The sequence below is a fragment of the Arthrobacter sp. MDT2-34-1 genome (assembly GCF_059091365.1).
In genome coordinates, this window is the sequence record NZ_JBNHGO010000001.1 from 1 (window position 1) to 18,862 (window position 18,862).

Sequence of the window (18,862 nt, forward strand, 5' to 3'; positions counted from 1 at the left end):
GCGCGTCTGGTGGTGCGGGTGGTTTCCGTTCGCGGGATGATCGGCCGCGTCAGGATCGTGGCAGCGCGTCTGGTGGTGCGGGTGGTTTCCGTTCGCGGGATGATCGGCCGCGTCAGGATCGTGGCAGCGCGTCTGGTGGTGCGGGTGGTTTCCGTTCGCGCGATGATCGGCCGCGTCAGGATCGTGGTGAGCGTCGGGACTTTGGTGTTCGTCCTCGTCAGGACCGTGGCGGCAGCTCGTCCGGCGGCGGTTTCCGTTCGCGCGATGATCGTCCCCGCCAAGATCGTGAGCGTCGGGACTTTGGTGATCGGCCGCGTCAGGATCGTGGTGAGCGTCGGGACTTTGGTGACAGGCCGCGTCAGGATCGTGGCAGCGCGTCTGGTGGTGCCGGTGGTTTCCGTTCGCGCGATGACAGGCCGCGTCAGGATCGTGGCAGCGCGTCTGGCGGTGCCGGTGGTTTCCGCTCGCGCGATGATCGGCCGCGTCAGGATCGTGGTGAGCGTCGGGACTTCGGTGACCGCCCCCGCCAGGACCGCGGTGACCGTTCCCGCAACGATGGCGGTGGCAGGTCGTTCGACCGCGCCGGCGGAGCGCCTGATCACAATGCCGGAGACCTGCGCAGTTCCAACCGGGTCGACCGCCCGCGTTCACCGGAGATTGACCCCGACGTCACGGGTGCCGAGCTGGACCGCGTCACGCGCGCGCAGCTGCGGACCTTGGAGTCCAAGAACGCTGAGTGGGTTGCCAAGCACCTGGTGATGGCCGGGCGACTGCTGGACGAGGAACCGGAACTTGCCTTCCAGCACGCCCTGGCGGCCAGCCGCAGGGGTGGGCGCATGGCTCCGGTGCGAGAGGCCGTCGGCCTGACCGCATACGCGGCCGGTCACTACGGTGAAGCCCTCAGGGAGTTCCGCACCTTCCGTCGCATCAGCGGTTCCAATGAGCACCTGCCGATCATGGCCGACTGCGAACGTGGCCTCGGGCGGCCGGACAGGGCGCTGGAGCTGACGCGGTCAGAAGACGCCGCAACACTGGATACGGCGGGCAAAGTGGAACTGGCGATTGTGGCCTCCGGCGCCCGTTCCGACCTGGAGCAGTACGACGCGGCGGTTGCGGCCTTGGAGATTCCGCAACTGGACCGAAACAGGGCCTTCTCCTACAGCCCGCGGCTGTTCCGGGCGTATGCGGACGCCTTGGATGCCGCTAACCGTGGTGAGGAAGCACAGCAATGGAGGCGCCAGGCGATGGTGGCCGAAAACGCCCTGGGCGTGGGAGATTTTGCCGAGCCTGAGATTGTCGACCTGGTCGGCGATGAGATGGAACCGGATGACGGCCGCCGCGAAGCTGGCCCCGTTACCGATGTGCGGGGTTTCATCAACGAGGCCGACACGGCCGGCCCGGCCGAATCTGAAGAGTCAGCGCCGGACGACGGCGAAAGTGAACCTGCGGCTGGTTCTCCGACCGCCTCCGATGAAGCGGCTGCTCCAGCTGCGACGGACGTCGAAGACGCCGGCGCTCCCGGCACCGCGTCCGCCCAGGCCAGCAGGGACGATGACGGGTAAGCCCCTGATCTCCGGTTACGACGCCGTGCTGTCCGATCTGGACGGCGTCGTGTACGCCGGGCACCAGGCTATCCCCGGAGCCGTAGAGGCACTGAGGGGCCTCGCGGAGACCCGGACGGCGCTGGGCTACATCACCAACAATGCGTCGCGGTCAGCGGCGCAGGTGGCCGCTCATTTGCGCGAGCTCGGTGCCCCGGCCACCGCCGACCAGGTCTTCGGGTCGGCGCGGGCCGGTGCGCTGATGCTTGCCCGACATGTTCCGGCGGGCTCAAAGGTCTTGGTCACGGGTAGCCGGACCCTGGCGGACGAAACAGCCGCCCAGGGCTTCGTACCGGTCCGTTCCGCCCTCGATGCCCCGGTCGCCGTGATCCAGGGGTTCGACCCGGGGCTGGGCTGGAAAGACCTGGCGGAGGCATCATTCGCCGTCGCCGCGGGCGCCCTCTGGATCGCCACCAACACCGACCTGACCATTCCCCGAGAGCGTGGCATCGCCCCCGGAAACGGGTCGTTGGTGGCGGCCGTACAGGCAGCCACCGGCGCGGTGCCCCTGGTTGCAGGAAAGCCGGAAGCGGGCATTTTTACGACGGCGGCTGCGGCGTTGGGGGCTCGCCGGCCGCTGGTAGTGGGGGACCGGCTCGATACGGACATCCTGGGCGGCAACAACGCGGGCATGGACACGGCAGTCGTCTTGACCGGCATCGACGGGGTCGAAACGATCCTCGCCGCGCGCACGGCGGAACGGCCACGGTATCTGCTGGGCAGCCTGACCGAACTGTACCGGCCCTATCCTGCCGTTACCCCTGACGGCTCGGGGTTCCGCTGCGGTGCTGCGGTGGCCGCCGTCGAAAACGGGAAGCTGAATGTCTCCGGCAGCCGGGAGGATGTGGACACCTGGCGCGCTGCCTGCGCGGCCTGGTGGGATGCCCATCCGCACCAGGCGTCCGCGGCCGCGCCTGACCTTGCCGGTTGAAGGCCGATATTAGACTGGCTCATGCGGTTGGGTACAGCCGCCGACGCGAGGGAGGATAGCTTGGACCTGCCAGAATCAGGGGAAAGCGGCGGCCGGATGCAGCCGCAGTGGCCGGTTCCCGGCGACTCCACGGCCGACGAGCCGGTCGACGCGATCATCTCCGGCCTCGCCGGGATTCCAAACCTTCCGGTACGCGGGCACCAACAGGTGTACCAGCAGATCCACGACGATTTGTTGGCCGAGCTGGAGACCGAGGCTGATTGAGCCCTATGCCCAGACTGGACCAGGAGCTCGTATCCCGCGGATTGGCACGGTCCCGTACCCACGCAGCCAAGCTCATAGCGGCCGGGCGGGTCAGCCGTGCCGGAACTGTTCTGACCAAGGCGGCGGCCGCCGTCGGCCCGGACGACCAGCTGGCCGTGGCCGCAGACGGAGGCCCCGACTACGTCAGCAGGGCCGGACACAAACTTGCCGGTGCACTGGCGGCCTTCCCCGCAGTCGATCCGGCGGGCCTGCGCTGCCTCGATGCCGGAGCTTCTACCGGCGGCTTCACCGATGTACTGCTGCGTGCTGGCGCGCAGGAGGTCGTCGCCGTGGACGTCGGACACGGCCAGCTCGTCGACGCGATTCGTACGGACAGCAGGGTCCGGGTATTCGAAGGCCTGAACGTCCGGTATCTCGACCCGGCAGCGATCGGCGGCCCGGTGGACCTGACCGTCGCGGATCTGTCGTTCATCTCCCTCACCCTGGTCATAGGACCGTTGGCCGATGCGACCCGTCCGGCCGGGAATCTGCTGCTGATGGTCAAGCCGCAGTTCGAGGTTGGCCGCGAGCGGCTGGCGCGCAGCGGCGTCGTCAGTTCCGACACGGAACGGTACCGGGCGGTTCGCAACGTTGTCGCCGCAGCGTTGGAACGGGGGCTGGACATACGCGGATTGGCGGCCAGCCCGCTTCCCGGCCAGGACGGGAACGTCGAATATTTCCTGTGGATAAGTGTTCCCCCGGGGGCCACTGAGCGCAGAACGGGTAGTGTGCTGCAGGAGGCAGTGGACGCGGCCATGGCCGGTTTTCCGCGGGAGCGGGAAGCGAGGCCGGACCAGTTGGATGAACCGAGAGGGCAGGAACCGGGAGTGGAGCGATGAGCCGGCGGATATTGGTGCTCGCGCACACCGGGCGCGCAGACGCCCTGGCGGCCGCCCAGGAAACCTGCGCCCAACTCCACTCGTCCGGCCTGGTGCCGGTCATGCGACGGGAAGAGGTCGGACACCTCCAGGAGACCTACGGCGAGCTGGCCGTTCCCACCGAAATACTGGACGAGGACATCGGCCTGGACGGCGTTGATCTGGGCATGGTCCTCGGCGGCGACGGTACCATCCTGCGCTCGGCCGAACTGGTCCGGGAATCGGACGTCCCGCTGCTGGGTGTTAACCTCGGACACGTCGGCTTTTTGGCCGAGAGCGAGCGGGCGGATCTGGCCCAGACGGTTCACTGGGTGGTAAACCGCGAATACACGGTTGAGGAGCGCCTGACCATTGACGTCCAGGTGTGGCTGGACAAGCGCAAGATCGGCCATACCTGGGCGCTGAACGAGGCGGCGGTGGAAAAAGGCGACCGGCAGCGGATGCTGGAAGTAGTGGTCGAGGTCGACGCCCTGCCCATCAGCTCGTTCGGCTGCGACGGCGTGGTCATGGCCACCCCCACGGGGTCCACTGCCTACGCCTTCTCCGCGGGCGGCCCGGTGGTTTGGCCCCAGGTGGAAGCCCTGCTGATGACCCCGATCAGCGCCCACGCGCTGTTCGCCAAACCGCTGGTGGTTGCCCCGGATTCGATCATGGCGGTGGAAGTGCTCAGCCGCAGCGATGCCAACGGCGTACTCTGGTGCGACGGCCGCCGAAGCCTGGAGCTGCCGCCCGGTTCCCGGATCGAAGTGACGCGCTCCAACAAACCCGTGCGGCTGGCCCGGACCAGGAGGACGCCGTTCTCGGAGCGTTTGGTCCGCAAATTCGAACTGCCGACGTCGGGATGGCGCGGGCCCGTCAGCCCCTCGGAAGAACAGCCGCCGACTTCGTCCCTGCCTACGGTGCGGACAGTGGAACCACGATACGCCCAGCCAAGCCAGGAGGCGCCGAAGTGATCGAAGAAATCCGGATCCGCAACCTCGGTGTGATCACCGAGGCTACGCTTCCGCTGGGGCCCGGCCTGTCGGTGGTGACGGGCGAGACGGGTGCGGGCAAGACCATGGTGGTCACCGCGCTCGGCCTGCTGCTGGGAGCCCGCGCGGACGCCGGGGCGGTGCGGACCGGGGCACGCAACGCAGTGACCGAGGCCGTGGTTCGGCTTGCCGCGGGAAGTCCTGCCCTGGCCCGCGCGGGTGAGGCGGGCGCTGACATCGACGAGTTCGACGGCGGAGCTGAACTGATGCTGGCCCGGACGGTGAACGCCGATGGCCGCAGCCGCGCGCACGTCGGCGGCCGGGGAGCGCCGGTGGGAACGCTGGCCGAGATCGGCGGCCACCTGGTGGCGGTCCACGGCCAAACAGACCAGCTGCGGCTCAAGAGCCAGCAGGCGCAGCGGGAAGCGCTGGACAAGTTTGCCGGTGAAGCCCTCACCACGGCGCTGTCCGGTTATGCAGCGTCATTCGCCCGTTGGAGGGAAGCCAGCACCGAACTGGAGACCCTGCGGACCGAGGCCCGCGAACGCCTGCGCGAAGCCGAGGCGCTGCAGCAGGCCCTGGAGGAAATCGACGGGCTGGACCCCCAGCCCGGTGAAGACGACGCCTTGAAGGCCGAGGCCGTGAAGCTGGCCAACGTCGAGGAACTGCGCGCTGCTGCCACCTTGGCGCACCAGGCGCTCGTGGCCGAGGAGTACACCGACTCCCCGGACGCGACGGCCCTGGTCGACGCGGCGAAACGGTCGTTGGAGCAAGTCCAGGACGAAGACGCCGAATTGGGCCGCGCCGCGGCCCGGCTCGCCGAGGTCGGCATCATCCTCGCCGACGTAGCCGCGGAGCTGGCGAGCTACGGCGCATCGCTGGACAGCGAGGGGCCGGGCCGGCTGGAGGAGGTTGAAGCGCGCCGGGCCGACCTGGCACGGCTCGTGCGCAAATACGCGCCGAGCATCGACGAAGTGCTGGAGTGGGCCGTTCAGGCCCGCACCCGCTTGGAAGACCTGACCGACGACTCCAGCCGGATCGAGCGGTTGGAGGCGGAAATCGCCGAACTGGACTCCGCCCTGGCCGTCCAGTCAGCCGCGGTGACGGCGCTGCGGCGCGACGCCGCAGCCGAACTCGGCCGCCGGGTCGGCGCAGAACTGTCGGCGCTGGCCATGGCCGAGGCCGAACTGTTGATCGATATCGAACCGGCGCCCGCCCTGACGGTGCACGGCGCCGACGTCATCACGTTCTTGCTGAAGCCGCACCGGGGAGCCCCGCCGCGTCCGCTGGGCAAGGGGGCCTCCGGCGGTGAACTGTCCCGCGTGATGCTTGCCATCGAAGTGGTGCTGGCGGAAGTCGATCCCGTGCCCACCTTCGTCTTTGACGAGGTGGATGCCGGCGTCGGCGGCAAGGCGGCCGTCGAGATCGGCCGCCGCCTGGCCATGCTGGGGCGCTACGTGCAGGTCATAGTGGTGACCCACCTGCCGCAGGTGGCGGCCTTCGCGGACCAGCACATCCGGGTGATCAAGACGGCCGGCGGGGACGACGGCGGGATGACCGCCAGTGACGTCCGGTTGCTCGACGACGAAGAGCGGGTGACCGAACTGGCCCGCATGCTCGCAGGCCAGGAAGAATCCCATTCCGCCCGCGCCCACGCCCAGGAACTGATCGACGGAGCGAGGGCGCTGTAGCATCGGCTACAGGCACGACCAGCCCCGCCGCCGGCGGGGGAGCAGTTGACCGGCGGGTGTGTGTTCGCACACCCGGCAGCGGTCGGAACGGCCTTGAGATCCGAGGGCGTCCAGAAAGGTGATAGGCTCGAATTCCGTGGTGCAGCGAACTAATTCCCGGTTTTCCAAGTCGTCCAAGACGACCAAACATATCTTTGTCACCGGCGGCGTGGCGTCCTCGCTCGGGAAGGGACTGACGGCTTCAAGCCTCGGCCACCTGCTCCGTGCCCGCGGCCTCTCCGTGACGATGCAAAAGCTCGATCCCTACCTGAACGTGGATCCGGGCACGATGAATCCCTTCCAGCACGGTGAAGTCTTCGTCACGGACGACGGCGCGGAGACCGATCTGGATATCGGACACTACGAGCGGTTCCTGGACGAGAATCTGGACGGGTCGGCAAACGTGACCACCGGCCAGGTGTACTCCACCGTGATCGCGAAGGAACGCCGCGGCGAATACCTCGGCGACACAGTTCAGGTCATCCCGCACATCACCGACGAGATCAAGCGCCGCATGCGCCTGCCCGCCGAGCCTGTCGCGGGCAAGAAGGTTCCGGACGTGATCATCACCGAGATCGGCGGCACCGTCGGCGATATCGAATCGCAGCCGTTCCTCGAATCCGCCCGCCAGGTCCGGCAGGATGTCGGGCGCAACAACGTGTTCTTCCTGCATGTGTCGCTCGTGCCGTACATTGGCCCGTCGCATGAGCTGAAGACCAAACCGACACAGCATTCCGTCGCCGCGCTTCGCTCCATCGGCATCCAGCCGGACGCCATCGTGATCCGGTCCGACCGGGAAGTCCCTGCGGCGATGCGGGAGAAGATCGGCCGCATGTGCGACGTGGACATCGACGCAGTGATTGGCTGCCCGGATGCGCCGAGCATCTACGACATCCCCAAGACCCTGCACTCGCAGAACCTGGACGCGTACATCGTGCAGCACCTTGACCTGAAGTTCAAGGATGTCAATTGGACCAAGTGGGACCGGCTGCTGTCGGCGGTCCACAACCCGAAGCACCACGTCGAGGTGGCGCTGGTCGGCAAATACATCGACCTGCCCGACGCCTACCTGTCGGTGACCGAAGCGCTCCGCGCCGGCGGCTTCGCCAACCAGACCAAGGTAAAGATCCGTTGGGTTCCCTCCGACGACTGCGCCACCGAAGAAGGCGCAGCCGCCGCCCTCCACGGCGTGCACGCCATCTGCGTGCCCGGCGGCTTCGGCATCCGCGGACTGGAGGGCAAACTCGGCGCACTCAGGTTCGCCCGCGAACACAAGCTGCCCACCCTTGGCCTGTGCCTCGGCCTGCAGTCGATGGTGATGGAGTACGCCCGCAACATCGTGGGACTGGAAGACGCTTCGTCCACCGAGTTTGATCCGGACACCAAGCACCCGGTGATCGCCACCATGGCCGAGCAGTTGGACATCGTCGACGGCAAGGGTGATCTGGGCGGCACCATGCGCCTTGGCCTGTACGAGGCAGCCCTGCAGTCCGGCTCCGTCGTCGCGGAGACCTACGGCAGCACCAAGGTCAGCGAACGTCACCGCCACCGTTACGAGGTCAACAACGAATACCGCGACCAGTTGGCCGCGGCGGGCCTGGTCTTCTCCGGCACCTCCCCGGACGGCAAGCTGGTGGAGTTCGTGGAACTGCCCCGCGACGTGCACCCGTACTACGTCTCCACCCAGGCGCATCCGGAACTCAGTTCGCGCCCCACGCGGCCGCACCCGCTGTTCGCCGGCCTCGTCGCCGCCGCACTGGGGCATGGCAAGGCCAAGGCCACGGCAAAGTCCGGAGCCTGAGTGTCGGCGCACTCCGCGGCCTTTGCCGACATCCCCGACCCGCGTCCGCTGGTCGACAGCCGAACCGTTTACCGCGGACGCATTTGGGACGTGGTCAGCGACACCTTCACGCTGGGCCCGGACACGGGCGAGACGTTGGTGCGCGACTACATCGCACATCCGGGCGCGGTGGCCATCCTGGCGATGGACACGGAGGGACGGGTCCTGCTGCTGAGGCAGTACCGGCAGCCCACCAGGATGTCGCTGTGGGAAATCCCGGCGGGCCTGCTGGACGTGGACGGCGAGGACTTCGTCGATGCCGCGGTGCGGGAACTGGCCGAGGAAGCCGACCTGGTGGCCGGGCGCTGGAACGTGCTGGTGGATTTTTTCAATTCGCCCGGCTCTTCCAGTGAGGCGATCCGGATCTACCTGGCCCGTGACCTCTCGGAGGTGCCGGAGGCGCAGCGGCACCAGCGCACCGACGAGGAGGCCGAAATCGAGCATCTCTGGGTAGATCTGGACGATGCGGTGGACGCGGTCATGGCCGGGCGGCTGCACAATCCGTCGGCCGTGACCGGGGTGCTTGCCGCCGCGCGCGCGGCCGCCACCGGCTTCGAGGACCTGCGCCCGGCCGACGCGCCGTGGCCGGAGCATCCCAGCCAGCGCCCGGACGGTGCCGCCGGAACCGGCCGGGACTGATCCGCCATCGCGCCCCTGCAGGCCCCGTCCGCCAAGGGAGACGAATTCACCGCGACACCGCTGGGCCGCGCCGCGGGCGACTACCTGCAGCACATGGCGGTGGAACGCGGTCTGGCCGCCAACACCGTAGCGGCCTACCGCAGGGACCTGGGCCGTTACCTGCGGTTCCTGCAGGCGCGCGCGGTCGATGAGCCGGCCACGGTGACCCGGCACGATGTCACGGCCTTCGCCCAGGCCATCACCGAGGGGTCCGACGGCGCCGCCGCCCTGAGCGTCAGGTCCGCGGCGCGTACCATCGTGGCCGTTCGGGGGCTGCATAAGTTCTGGACGCTCGAAGGGGTCACGGAGACCGACCCCGCTACTGACGTGCATCCGCCGATGCCCGGCAAACGCCTGCCGAAGGCGATTTCCGTCGCCGCTGTGACGGCAATCCTGGAGTCTGCGGGTGCAGACACCCCCACCGGCCTGCGCGACCGGGCGCTTTTGGAGTTCCTGTACGCGACCGGCGCCCGGATCAGTGAAGCCGTCGGCCTGGACGTCGATGATGTCAGCGTCGAACCGCAGAGCGACGGCCCCGCCGTCGTCCGTCTGTTCGGCAAGGGATCCAAGGAGCGGCTGGTGCCGCTGGGCTCCTTCGCCGCGCAGGCGGCGGACGCGTACCTGGTCCGTGGACGTCCGGCTCTGGCCGCGAAGGGGCACGGCACACCGGCCTTGTTCCTGAACGCCCGCGGCGGCCGGCTGAGCCGCCAAAGCGCCTGGACTATTTTGAAGACCGCCGCGGAGAAGGCCGGGATCACCCAGCCCGTGTCCCCGCACACCCTGCGGCACTCCTTCGCCACCCACCTGCTGGAGGGCGGCGCGGACGTCCGGGTGGTGCAGGAGCTGCTGGGCCACGCGTCCGTCACCACGACGCAGATCTACACCCTGGTCACCGCCGATACCCTCCGCGAAGTTTACGCGGCGGCGCATCCGCGGGCCCGGGGCTGACGCGTCTCCCGGGGGCCCGGAGCTAAGGCGGCTCCGCGCGCGCCCGGGCCCGCTGGCGTCTCTCTCGGGCACCGGCCGGTTGCACCGGAACGCACCGTCGGCGCCGTCGCGCCGGGCTAGACTCGCTGCCATGACTGTCGCCGTTGCCCTGTGTTTCCTGCTCCGGGAGGAAGCCGGGCGCCGTTACGTGCTGCTCGGCCGGAAGAAGACCGGGTTCGGCACCGGGAAGGTCGTGGGGGTCGGCGGCAAAGTGGAGCCGGGGGAGGGCGACGACGACGCGGCCTGCCGTGAGATGCAGGAAGAGACCGGAGTCCGCGTGGGGCCGGAGGCGCTGGAGCAGGCCGGACGGATCTTCTTCGATTTTCCGGCCCTTCCCGCGTGGAACATGGACACCGCGCTCTTCGTGGCCCGGCGGTGGGAGGGCGTCCCGGTAGAGTCCGCGGAAATCGCGCCGGCCTGGTACCGGGTGGACCGGCTGCCGCTGGCGCAGATGTGGCAGGACGCCGGCCACTGGCTGCCGCTGGCGTTGTCGGGGCAGCGGCCGCGGCTGCGGGTGCTGATGCAGCCGGATAACGAAACGGTGGCCGATGTCGAAAATCTCGACACCGGCCACCGCGTGGCCTGGCAGCTTTAGCGGCCCAGCTCCCGCTGGGCGGGCCCGTTGTATTCACTGAGCGGCCGGATCAGCGAGTTCGACTCCAACTGCTCCATGATGTGCGCGGTCCAGCCGGTGATGCGGCTGGCCACGAACAGCGGGGTGAACATCTCGGTGTCGAACCCCATCAGGTGGTAGGTGGGGCCGGCGGGGTAATCCAGGTTCGGCTTGATGTCCTTCGCCTCGGCCATCGCGTGCTCCAGGCCGTCATAGAGGCCGAGTATTTCGGGCCGCCCATAGTGTTCGATCATCTTGTCCAGCGCGGCCTTCATGGTCGGCACCCGGGAATCGCCGTGCTTGTAGACCCGGTGGCCGAAGCCCATCACCTTCTGCTTCCGGGCCAGCGCCTGTTCCATCCAGGTCCGGGCGCGTGCGGCGGCTTCCTCGCGGGGCTCGTCAGGGCGGATCCCGATCTGCTCGAAGGTGTGCATGACCGCCTCATTGGCTCCGCCGTGCAGCGGGCCCTTCAGCGCGCCGATCGCACCGGTCACGGCCGAGTGCAGGTCGGAGAGCGTGGAGGTGATCACCCGCGCCGCGAACGTGGACGCGTTGAACGAGTGCTCCGCGTACAGGATCATCGACACGTTGAAGGCGTCCACGACTTCCGGCGCGGCCTCTTCGCCGAAGGACATCCACAGGAAGTTCGCCGCGTAGCCCAGGTCCGCGCGCGGTTCCACCAGGTCCTGGCCGCGGCGCCGGCGCTGGTCGTAGGCGACGACCGCCGGGAAGGCCGCCAGCAACTCCACGGCCTTGGACATGTTCGCCGCCGGAGAGGAATCCCCGGCCAGCGGGTGCCGGGCCCCGATCACGCTGGCGGCGGTCCGGCAGACATCCATCGGGTGGGCCTCGGCCGGCAGAGCATCGATGACCGATTTCACCACCGGGTCCAGCGCGCGTCCGCCGCGTTCGGCCGCGGTGAACTCCCGCAACTGGTCGCCGTTCGGCAGCTCCGAGTTCCACAGCAGGTAGGCCACTTCTTCGAAGCTGCAGTGCGCGGCCAGGTCCTGGACCGGGTAGCCGCGGTACAGCAGCGAGTTCGTCTCCGCGTTGACCTTGGAAATCTTCGTGGTGTCGACGACGACGCCGGCCAGCCCCTTGCGGATCTGCGGTGCTTCGGTTGATGCATCGGTGCTCATGGCGACTCCTATGTCTTGTGGTCAGTGCCGGCCGGGCACGTGGAAATTGAATACAGAGGTGTCGAATTGGTTATACGCCTCATAATCCACCAATTCGTACAAACGCGCACGGGTGAGCATGTCGCCTACCTGTGCCTGCTGGGTCCCGTCGGCCTTGATGGCGTCGAGGGTCCGCTCGGCCGCGCCCATCGCGCTGCGCAGCAGGGTCACCGGATAGATCACCATGTTCACACCCACGGAGGACAGCTGGTCCGCGGTGAACAGGTCGCTCTTGCCGAACTCGGTCATGTTGGCCAGCACCGGCACGTCGACGGCGTCGCGGATGGCTGCGAATTCGTCCAGGGTCCGCATGGCTTCGGGGAAGATGGCGTCCGCGCCGGCGTCGACCAGGGCGCGGGCACGGTCCTGGGCGGCGGCCAGGCCGTCCACGGCCCGAATGTCGGTGCGCGCCATGATCAGGAAGTTCTGGTCCCGGCGGGCGTCGGCGGCGGCGCGGATCCGCTTGCTGGCGGTCTCCAGGTCCACCACGTTCTTGCCGTCCAGGTGGCCGCAGCGCTTGGGGTTGAACTGGTCCTCGATGTGGCAGCCGGCCAGGCCGGCGTTCTCCAGTTCCTGCACCGTGCGGGCCACGTTCATCGGCTCGCCGAAGCCGGTGTCGGCGTCCACCAGGGCCGGCAGGTCGGTCATCCGCGCGACCTGCCCGGCCCGGACAGCGACCTCGGTCAGCGTGGTCAGCCCGATGTCCGGCAGCCCCAGGTCGTTGGCCAGCACGGCGCCGGAGATGTACACGCCGTCGAACCCTTTCTCCTGGATCAGCCGCGCCGAGAGGGGATTGAACGCGCCCGGGAACTGCTGCAGCTTCCCGGAGGCCAGCCCCTCGCGCAGCGTCCGGCGCTTCTGCTCGGGTGTTGTCGCGGAGTAGAGCATTTAGAACAGCCCCTTCGGCCCGGCGGAGAGGTCGATGACGCCGTCGGCCGCCCGGATGTTCAGCTGGTCCAGCTCGCCGGCGGCCAGTTCGGGCAACCGCTCGACGGCGGCGAGGAACCGGTCGATTTCGGCATCGTCGACGATGCCCTTGGCCAGGGTGCGCAGCTTGTTCACATACTGTGCCCGGGCGAACGGGCGGGCGCCCAGCGGGTGGGCGTCGGCCACGGCGATCTCGTCGGCGATGACGGTCCCGTCGGTGAGCGTGATCTCCACCGAGCCGCCGAACGCCTTCTCGGCGATGTCCAGCGAATGGTAGCGGCGGGTCCACTCCGGGTCTTCCTCGGTGCTGACCTTCTGCCACAGCGCCACGGTGTCCGGCCGGGCCGCCCGTTCGGGGGCGTACGAATCAACGTGGTGCCAGGCGCCGTCCTGCAGGGCCACGGCGAAGATATACGGGATCGAGTGGTCCAGCGTCTCGCGGGACGCCGTGGGGCTGTACTTCTGCGGATCGTTCGCGCCGGAGCCGATCACGTAGTGCGTGTGGTGGCTGGTCCTGATCAGGACGGACTTCACGTTCTCCGCGTCGGTGGCTTCCGGATGCTCACGGTGCAGCTTGCGGGCCAGGTCGATCCAGGCCTGGGCCTGGTACTCGGCGGAGTGTTCCTTGGTGTAGGTGTCCAGGATGGCGCGCTTGGGCTCGCCCGGGGCCGGCAGCGGCACGTCGTAGGAGGCGTCCGGCCCGTCCAGCAGCCAGGCGATGACGCCGTCCTCGCCCTCGTAGATCGGCACGGGTGAGGTCTGGCCGCGCATCGCCCGGTCCACTGCCTCCACCGCCATCTTGCCCGCGAAGGCCGGTGCGTGCGCCTTCCAGGTGGAGATCTCGCCCTTGCGCGACTGGCGCGTCGCCGTCGTCGTATGCAGCGCCTGGCCCACGGCCTGGAAGATGGTCTCCGTATCCAGGCCCAGCAGCGTGCCGATGCCCGCCGCGGCCGACGGGCCCAAATGGGCCACGTGATCGATCTTGTGCTTGTGCAGGCAGATGGCCTTGACCAGGTCCACCTGGATTTCGTAGCCGGTGGCGATGCCGCGGAGCAGGTCGCGGCCATTCGCGCCCACGTGCTGGGCCACCGCGAGGATGGGCGGGATGTTGTCGCCCGGGTGCGAGTAGTCGGCGGCCAGGAACGTGTCGTGGTAATCCAGTTCGCGCACGGCCACGCCGTTGGCCCAGGCCGCCCACTCCGGGGAGGTCTTCTGCGTGATGCCGAAGATGCCGGCGCCTTGACCGCCGCCGGAGACCGGGTGGCTCAGCGCCTGCGCACGCGCGGCGACGATGGGGGAGCGGTTCAGCGACGCAATGGCCACCGAAGCGTTGTCGATGATCCGGTTGATCACCATCTCGGCCACGTCGGCGGAAACCTCCACCGGGTCGGTGGCCACGCGGGCGATCTTGTAGGCGAGCTGGTCCTCGCGGGGCAGGTTCTCTTCGCTGCGGTAGACGCGCACATGATGGTTGACGGTCATTCAGAATGTCCTCTCGGCTGGCAGGTCGGTGCGGTGTTTCGGATCGGTGGTCTTGAAGTGTTCAAGGCTCTGGTGAAGATGGATGCGGGTGGCTGCCGCTGCCACCTGGCTGTCGCCGTCGGCGATGGCGCCGGCGATGTTGGCGTGTTCGGCCGCCGAGGCCAGCAGGCGGGCCGGGTTGTCCCGTGCAAGCCGCCGGATCCTCACCAAATGGACGCGCAGGTTGGCCATCGCCTGGCGGAGGTAGGTATTGGCGGCGGCGTGATCCACCGCGGCGTCCAGGCGGCCGACCAGCCGGTAGTAGGCCTGCGGGTCCGGGACGGCGCCGCGCATGGCCTCGGCAGCCGCGAGGAATTCCTGCTGCAGCCGCCGGAATTCGGCCGGTTCGCCGCGCCTGGCGGCCAAGGCCGTCGCCTGGCACTCCAGTGCCGTGCGCAGTTCGAAGAGCTCGGTGACGTTCTCCAGTGAAACGTCGGCGACGACGACGCCGCGTCCGGTGTGGGGCGTGGCCAGCCCTTCGGCGGTCAGCCGGCCCAGCGCCTCGCGGAGCGGCGTGCGGGAGATGCCCAGCCGGGCGGCCTGCTCAACCTCGGCCAGGACCGTGCCCGGGGGCAACCGCCATTCCACAATGTCCTCGCGCAGCGTCCAGTACGCCCGTTCGCCGGCACGCAAGTTCTGCTTCATGGCGCTAGTGTATACACAGCTGCGGGAAAAGCGGGACACATCGCGGAAAATGCTCGCTTCTGTATACATGCCGATTCCTCGCCGTCGTCGGCCGTGCCCTTATTCCCCGACGGCGAAGCGTAAACCTTAGACCTCTACTTGAAGCTAAAGGCTCGCCGATCATCAGCGGCCTGTCGATCGATAACGGGACGGTCACTGTAACCTTGTCAGGAAGAAGAACGGCAGCGAAACGATGGAAGCTGGGTTAGATACGTGAGCAGCGAACAAGGTTCGACAACCACTCTGCGGCAAGCGGACGAGGATGTCCTGGGCCCGACCGGGCGGCCGCTGACCGAGTTCCCTGAACCGCCCGTCCTGACGTCCCATGGCCCCGCGCGCATCGTGGCAATGGTCAACCAAAAGGGCGGCGTCGGCAAGACCACGTCCACCATCAACCTCGGCGCCGCCTTGGCCGAGGTCGGCCGCAAGGTCCTCCTGGTCGACTTCGACCCGCAGGGCGCCCTGTCGGCGGGGCTTGGCACCAATCCGCATGAGCTGGACCTGACCGTCTACAACGTGCTGATGGACCGCAAGACCGATATCCGCGAGGCGATCCAGCCCACGGACGTGGAAAACATCGACCTGCTGCCGGCCAACATCGACCTCTCGGCCGCGGAAGTGCAGCTGGTCAACGAGGTGGCGCGCGAGCAGGTCCTGGCCCACGCGCTGCGCAAGGTCGAGGACGACTACGACGTCATCCTGATTGACTGCCAGCCCTCGCTGGGCCTGCTGACCGTCAACGCGCTTACCGCGGCCCACGGCGTGATCATTCCGCTCATCTGCGAGTTCTTCGCGCTGCGCGCGGTGGCGCTGTTGGTGGAGACCATCGAGAAGGTCCAGGACCGGCTGAACCCGCGCCTGCAGATCGACGGCGTGTTGGCCACCATGTACGACGCCCGCACCCTGCACAGCCGCGAGGTCATCGGCCGGTTGCTGGAAGCCTTCGGCGACAAGGTCTTCGAAACCGTGATCAAACGCACCATCAAGTTCGCCGACGCCACCGTCGCCGCGGAACCGATCACCAGCTACGCGGGCAACCACGCCGGCGCGACCGCCTACCGCGACTTGGCCAAGGAGCTCATCGCCCGCGGCGGCGCCCCCTGATGACGCCGGCGCCGGCGCCGGCGGGGACGGTGCCGGCAGGCGGCCTCCCGGCAGGGCAGGACACCGTGCCCGGCGTCCCGGACCAGGAGGGCGACCGGAAGCCGGCAGGCTTCGCCGTCACGCTGGACAACTTCAGCGGACCGTTCGATTTGTTGCTGGGACTGATCTCCAAGCACGAACTGGACATCACCGAAGTGGCGCTTGCCCGCGTCACGGACGAGTTCATCTCCTACATCCGCCGCCTCCAGGCCGATGGCAACGACAAGGCCCTGGACGAAGCCAGCGAGTTCCTCGTCATCGCGGCGACCCTGCTGGACCTCAAGGCCGCCCGGCTGCTGCCCACCGGCGAGGTGGAGGACGACGAGGACATCGCCCTGCTCGAGGCCCGGGACCTGCTCTTCGCCCGGCTGCTGCAGTACAAGGCCTTCAAGGAAATCGCGGCCCTGCTCGGCCAGCGCCTGGCCCGGGAGGCCGAACGATTCCCGCGGCAGGTCGCGCTGGAGCCGCAGTTCGCCGCGCTGCTGCCCGAGCTCGTCTGGCGCACGCCCCTGGCGGACTTTGCCGCCCTTGCGGCCAAAGCCCTGGAGCCCAAGGAGCCCGCGCCGACCCAAGTCGGGCTCTCGCACCTGCACGCGCCGCCGGTCAGCGTGAAGGAGCAGGCGGCGATCCTTGGGGCGCGACTGCAGGCAGGCCCGCCCCTGACGTTCCGGGCGCTCACCGACGACGCGGACGGCGCGCTGGTGGTGGTTGCCCGCTTCCTGGCGCTGTTGGAGATGTTCCGCGACGGCGTCATCGCCTTCAACCAGGTTGCGCCGCTCGGCGAGTTGACGGTCCATTGGACCGGGCCGGACGCGGAATGGACCGGCGCCAACCTCAGCGAGGAATATGACAACGCCCCGGCCGCGGACACGGCCGCGGACACAACGGAGGGACGCGATGACTGATCCGCAGGAGGAGACGGCGGGGCCCGAGGTCGATGTGGAACGGTTGCCGGGCGGTGCCCGGGCCGCGTTGGAAGCGGTCCTGATGGTTATCGACGAACCGGCCACCGATGTGGAATTGGCCACAGCGCTGGCCCTTCCGGTGGGCACCGTCCAGGCCCTGCTGCTGGACCTGCAGCGCGATTACGACGGCGGCGTCCCCTCCGAAGGGCGGCCCGCCGCGGAGCCGCGGGGCTTTGAGCTGCGCCACATCGCCGGCGGCTGGCGGATCTTCTCGCGCAGCGATTTCGCGCCGCTGGTGTCCCGTTTCGTGCTGGAAGGCCAGACGGCCCGGTTGACCCAGGCCGCCTTGGAGACGCTGGCCGTCATCGCCTACCGGCAGCCGGTCTCGCGGGCCCGGGTTTCGGCGATCCGAGGGGTCAATGTCGATTCCGTGGTGCGCACGCTCACCCAGCGCGGCCTCATCGAGGATTCCGGCACCGATCCGGAGACCGGAGCGGTCCTGTACCGGACCACCTCTTATTTTCTGGAAAGATTGGGGATAGGAAGCATCGGCGAACTGCCGGAGATCGCCCCGCATCTGCCGGGACTGGAAAACCTGTCCGAGTACGACGACGCTTCGCTCTAGGCTGCCGGCCTCCGGCAGCAGCAGACCATTGCAGTAGTTTCCACGGGTAAGGATCCACCATGACACAACCGCCTCGTTCCGGCTCCGGACGGAACAACCCCCGCGGCGGAAAACGTCCCGGCGACGGCCGCCGTGCGGACGATGCCGAGCGCCGTCCGCAGGGCGGTTCCGCCCAGGGACGTGGCCGGCCCGGTCAGGGGACCGGCGGCGCCGGCCGGACCGGTGCCGGCAAGCCGGGCGGCGGCCGCTCCGGGTCGGCCGGACGGGACCAGGGCCGCAACGAGTTCGGCACGGGCACCGGTCAGCCCGGTGCCCGCCGCGGCCCGGCGGAGCCCGGTGCGGCCAAGCACGGGAGCCGCAAGCCGTCGACGGCCGGCCCGGGCCAAGGAAAGCCGGCCAAACCGGCCGGCGGCAAGACCGGCGGCAAGGCTGCGGGCAAGGCCGGCGCCGGCAAGTCACGCGGCGGGCAGCCGCAGCGTCCCGCCGGGCCGCGGCCCTTCGGACGGGAGCGGTTCGGCCAGAACCTCGGACCGGTCAGGCGCCCGGACCGTCCCTCGCGGGCGGGAGCGGGGGCGGCCTCCGAGCTGCACGATCCCGAGGGCGTGCGCCTGCAGAAGGTGCTCGCCGGTGCGGGCGTGGCCTCCCGGCGGGTGTGCGAGGAATTGATCCAGGCCGGCCGGGTCGAGGTGGACGGCGTGACCGTGCGCGAACTTGGCGTGCGCGTCGACCCGTCCCGCGCGGTCATCCATGTGGACGGCATCCGCGTCCAAATGGATGAAACGCTGACTTACCTGGTCTTCAACAAGCCAAAGGGTGTTGTCTCCACCATGGAGGATCCGGAGGGACGCCCCTGCATCAGCGACTACCTCAAGCCGCAGCAGGGCCAGCGGCTGTTCCATGTGGGGCGGCTGGACCAGGCCACCGAAGGCCTGCTGCTGTTGACCAACGACGGCGAACTCGCCAACCGCCTCACCCATCCGTCCTACGAGGTCCCCAAGACGTATCTGGTGCAGGTCCGCGGGCCGATGCCGCACGGCGTCGGGGCGCGGATGAAATCCGGGATCGAGCTGGAAGACGGCGTGTCCTCGGTCGATTCGTTCAAGCTGGTCGACTCGACGCCGGGACACGTCCTGGTGGAAGTCGTGCTGCATTCGGGCAAGAACCGCGTCGTGCGGCGGCTGTTTGACGCCGTCGGCCACCCCGTGGAACGGCTCGTCCGGATCCAGTTCGGCCCCATCCGGCTGGGCGACCAGCGACAGGGCAGCATCCGCGCCCTCGGCCGCCAGGAAGCAGGGCACCTGCTGGCCCTGGTGGGGATGTAGCCGGTGAACCCGGCACACGCGCAGG

Annotated in this window: 19 protein-coding genes; 14 read left to right on the top strand and 5 right to left on the bottom strand. The window is 68.7% G+C overall.

Annotation, left to right across the window (positions count from 1 at the left end; translation table 11 throughout):
- Nucleotides 1-602: hypothetical protein (locus tag AC5RVV_RS00005; protein WP_493999424.1), on the bottom strand; the 602-nt coding region annotated here is incomplete at its 3' end.
- Nucleotides 603-716: 114 nt separating this feature from the next.
- Here AC5RVV_RS00005 and AC5RVV_RS00010 point away from each other — a divergent pair.
- From AC5RVV_RS00010 to AC5RVV_RS00055, 10 genes are all read left to right on the top strand, one after another.
- Nucleotides 717-1,562, top strand: a complete 846-nt coding sequence (locus tag AC5RVV_RS00010; protein WP_493999425.1) for a hypothetical protein — start codon at nt 717-719, stop codon at nt 1,560-1,562.
- Nucleotides 1,552-2,532, top strand: a complete 981-nt coding sequence (locus AC5RVV_RS00015) for an HAD-IIA family hydrolase (RefSeq protein ID WP_493999426.1) — start codon at nt 1,552-1,554, stop codon at nt 2,530-2,532. The genes AC5RVV_RS00010 and AC5RVV_RS00015 overlap by 11 nt, the downstream gene beginning before the upstream one ends.
- A 60-nt stretch (nt 2,533-2,592) precedes the next feature.
- A complete protein-coding gene (locus AC5RVV_RS00020; RefSeq protein WP_493999427.1) occupies nt 2,593-2,796 on the top strand; it encodes a hypothetical protein in 204 nt (67 codons plus the stop codon).
- Nucleotides 2,797-2,801: 5 nt separating this feature from the next.
- Nucleotides 2,802-3,674, top strand: a complete 873-nt coding sequence (locus AC5RVV_RS00025) for a TlyA family RNA methyltransferase (RefSeq protein ID WP_493999428.1) — start codon at nt 2,802-2,804, stop codon at nt 3,672-3,674.
- Nucleotides 3,671-4,666, top strand: a complete 996-nt coding sequence (locus tag AC5RVV_RS00030; protein WP_493999429.1) for an NAD kinase — start codon at nt 3,671-3,673, stop codon at nt 4,664-4,666. Before AC5RVV_RS00025 ends, AC5RVV_RS00030 begins: the two co-directional genes overlap by 4 nt.
- Nucleotides 4,663-6,375 (top strand): DNA repair protein RecN, encoded by a 1,713-nt coding sequence (recN, locus tag AC5RVV_RS00035; protein ID WP_493999430.1) that lies wholly within the window; start codon nt 4,663-4,665, stop codon nt 6,373-6,375. The genes AC5RVV_RS00030 and recN overlap by 4 nt, the downstream gene beginning before the upstream one ends.
- A 118-nt stretch (nt 6,376-6,493) precedes the next feature.
- Nucleotides 6,494-8,215, top strand: coding sequence for a CTP synthase (pyrG, locus tag AC5RVV_RS00040; protein WP_493999431.1), 1,722 nt, complete (start codon nt 6,494-6,496; stop codon nt 8,213-8,215).
- Complete coding sequence (locus tag AC5RVV_RS00045; protein WP_493999432.1) at nt 8,216-8,893, top strand: NUDIX domain-containing protein; 678 nt, start codon at nt 8,216-8,218, stop codon at nt 8,891-8,893. It begins immediately after the preceding gene.
- A gap of 15 nt (nt 8,894-8,908) precedes the next feature.
- Nucleotides 8,909-9,880 carry a site-specific tyrosine recombinase XerD gene (gene xerD / locus AC5RVV_RS00050; protein ID WP_494001236.1) on the top strand — a complete coding sequence of 324 codons (972 nt, stop codon included), beginning with the start codon at nt 8,909-8,911 and terminating at the stop codon, nt 9,878-9,880.
- 130 nt (nt 9,881-10,010) lie between these two features.
- The gene (locus AC5RVV_RS00055; RefSeq protein ID WP_493999433.1) at nt 10,011-10,514 is read left to right on the top strand and encodes an 8-oxo-dGTP diphosphatase; all 504 of its coding nucleotides are present in this window, start codon (nt 10,011-10,013) and stop codon (nt 10,512-10,514) included.
- On the opposite strand, the gene AC5RVV_RS00060 is transcribed toward AC5RVV_RS00055, so the two are convergent.
- The 4 genes from AC5RVV_RS00060 to AC5RVV_RS00075 are packed head-to-tail and all read right to left on the bottom strand — an operon-like array spanning nt 10,511 to nt 14,791.
- The gene (locus tag AC5RVV_RS00060; RefSeq protein ID WP_493999434.1) at nt 10,511-11,671 is read right to left on the bottom strand and encodes a bifunctional 2-methylcitrate synthase/citrate synthase; all 1,161 of its coding nucleotides are present in this window, start codon (nt 11,669-11,671) and stop codon (nt 10,511-10,513) included. The two genes, AC5RVV_RS00055 and AC5RVV_RS00060, sit on opposite strands and share 4 nt — an antisense overlap.
- A 21-nt stretch (nt 11,672-11,692) precedes the next feature.
- Nucleotides 11,693-12,598 (bottom strand): methylisocitrate lyase, encoded by a 906-nt coding sequence (gene prpB, locus AC5RVV_RS00065; protein ID WP_493999435.1) that lies wholly within the window; start codon nt 12,596-12,598, stop codon nt 11,693-11,695.
- Nucleotides 12,599-14,119 carry an MmgE/PrpD family protein gene (locus AC5RVV_RS00070; RefSeq protein ID WP_493999436.1) on the bottom strand — a complete coding sequence of 507 codons (1,521 nt, stop codon included), beginning with the start codon at nt 14,117-14,119 and terminating at the stop codon, nt 12,599-12,601.
- On the bottom strand, nt 14,120-14,791 hold the full coding sequence (locus AC5RVV_RS00075) for a GntR family transcriptional regulator (protein WP_494001237.1): 672 nt from the start codon (nt 14,789-14,791) through the stop codon (nt 14,120-14,122).
- A 264-nt stretch (nt 14,792-15,055) separates the two neighbouring features.
- Here AC5RVV_RS00075 and AC5RVV_RS00080 point away from each other — a divergent pair, with 264 nt between their 5' ends.
- From AC5RVV_RS00080 to AC5RVV_RS00095, 4 genes are read left to right on the top strand one after another with little or no spacing between them, the layout of a single operon-like run.
- Complete coding sequence (locus tag AC5RVV_RS00080) at nt 15,056-15,946, top strand: ParA family protein (protein WP_493999437.1); 891 nt, start codon at nt 15,056-15,058, stop codon at nt 15,944-15,946.
- Nucleotides 15,946-16,890: a segregation and condensation protein A gene (locus AC5RVV_RS00085; RefSeq protein WP_493999438.1), complete on the top strand. Its 945-nt coding sequence runs from the start codon at nt 15,946-15,948 to the stop codon at nt 16,888-16,890. Before AC5RVV_RS00080 ends, AC5RVV_RS00085 begins: the two co-directional genes overlap by 1 nt.
- A complete protein-coding gene (gene scpB, locus AC5RVV_RS00090; protein ID WP_493999439.1) occupies nt 16,883-17,515 on the top strand; it encodes an SMC-Scp complex subunit ScpB in 633 nt (210 codons plus the stop codon). Before AC5RVV_RS00085 ends, scpB begins: the two co-directional genes overlap by 8 nt.
- Before the next feature lie 59 nt (nt 17,516-17,574).
- On the top strand, nt 17,575-18,837 hold the full coding sequence (locus AC5RVV_RS00095; protein ID WP_493999440.1) for a pseudouridine synthase: 1,263 nt from the start codon (nt 17,575-17,577) through the stop codon (nt 18,835-18,837).
- Nucleotides 18,838-18,862: the final 25 nt, after the last annotated feature.

Bases quoted from the DNA above. Each gene is read 5' to 3' on its own strand.
- AC5RVV_RS00015 (WP_493999426.1), top strand. From the start codon at position 1,552: ATGACGGGTAAGCCCCTGATCTCCGGTTACGACGCCGTGCTGTCCGAT.
- AC5RVV_RS00025 (WP_493999428.1), top strand. From the start codon at position 2,802: ATGCCCAGACTGGACCAGGAGCTCGTATCCCGCGGATTGGCACGGTCC.
- AC5RVV_RS00030 (WP_493999429.1), top strand. From the start codon at position 3,671: ATGAGCCGGCGGATATTGGTGCTCGCGCACACCGGGCGCGCAGACGCC.
- AC5RVV_RS00055 (WP_493999433.1), top strand. From the start codon at position 10,011: ATGACTGTCGCCGTTGCCCTGTGTTTCCTGCTCCGGGAGGAAGCCGGG.
- AC5RVV_RS00060 (WP_493999434.1), bottom strand. From the start codon at position 11,671: ATGAGCACCGATGCATCAACCGAAGCACCGCAGATCCGCAAGGGGCTG.
- prpB (WP_493999435.1), bottom strand. From the start codon at position 12,598: ATGCTCTACTCCGCGACAACACCCGAGCAGAAGCGCCGGACGCTGCGC.
- AC5RVV_RS00070 (WP_493999436.1), bottom strand. From the start codon at position 14,119: ATGACCGTCAACCATCATGTGCGCGTCTACCGCAGCGAAGAGAACCTG.
- AC5RVV_RS00085 (WP_493999438.1), top strand. From the start codon at position 15,946: ATGACGCCGGCGCCGGCGCCGGCGGGGACGGTGCCGGCAGGCGGCCTC.
- scpB (WP_493999439.1), top strand. From the start codon at position 16,883: ATGACTGATCCGCAGGAGGAGACGGCGGGGCCCGAGGTCGATGTGGAA.
- AC5RVV_RS00095 (WP_493999440.1), top strand. From the start codon at position 17,575: ATGACACAACCGCCTCGTTCCGGCTCCGGACGGAACAACCCCCGCGGC.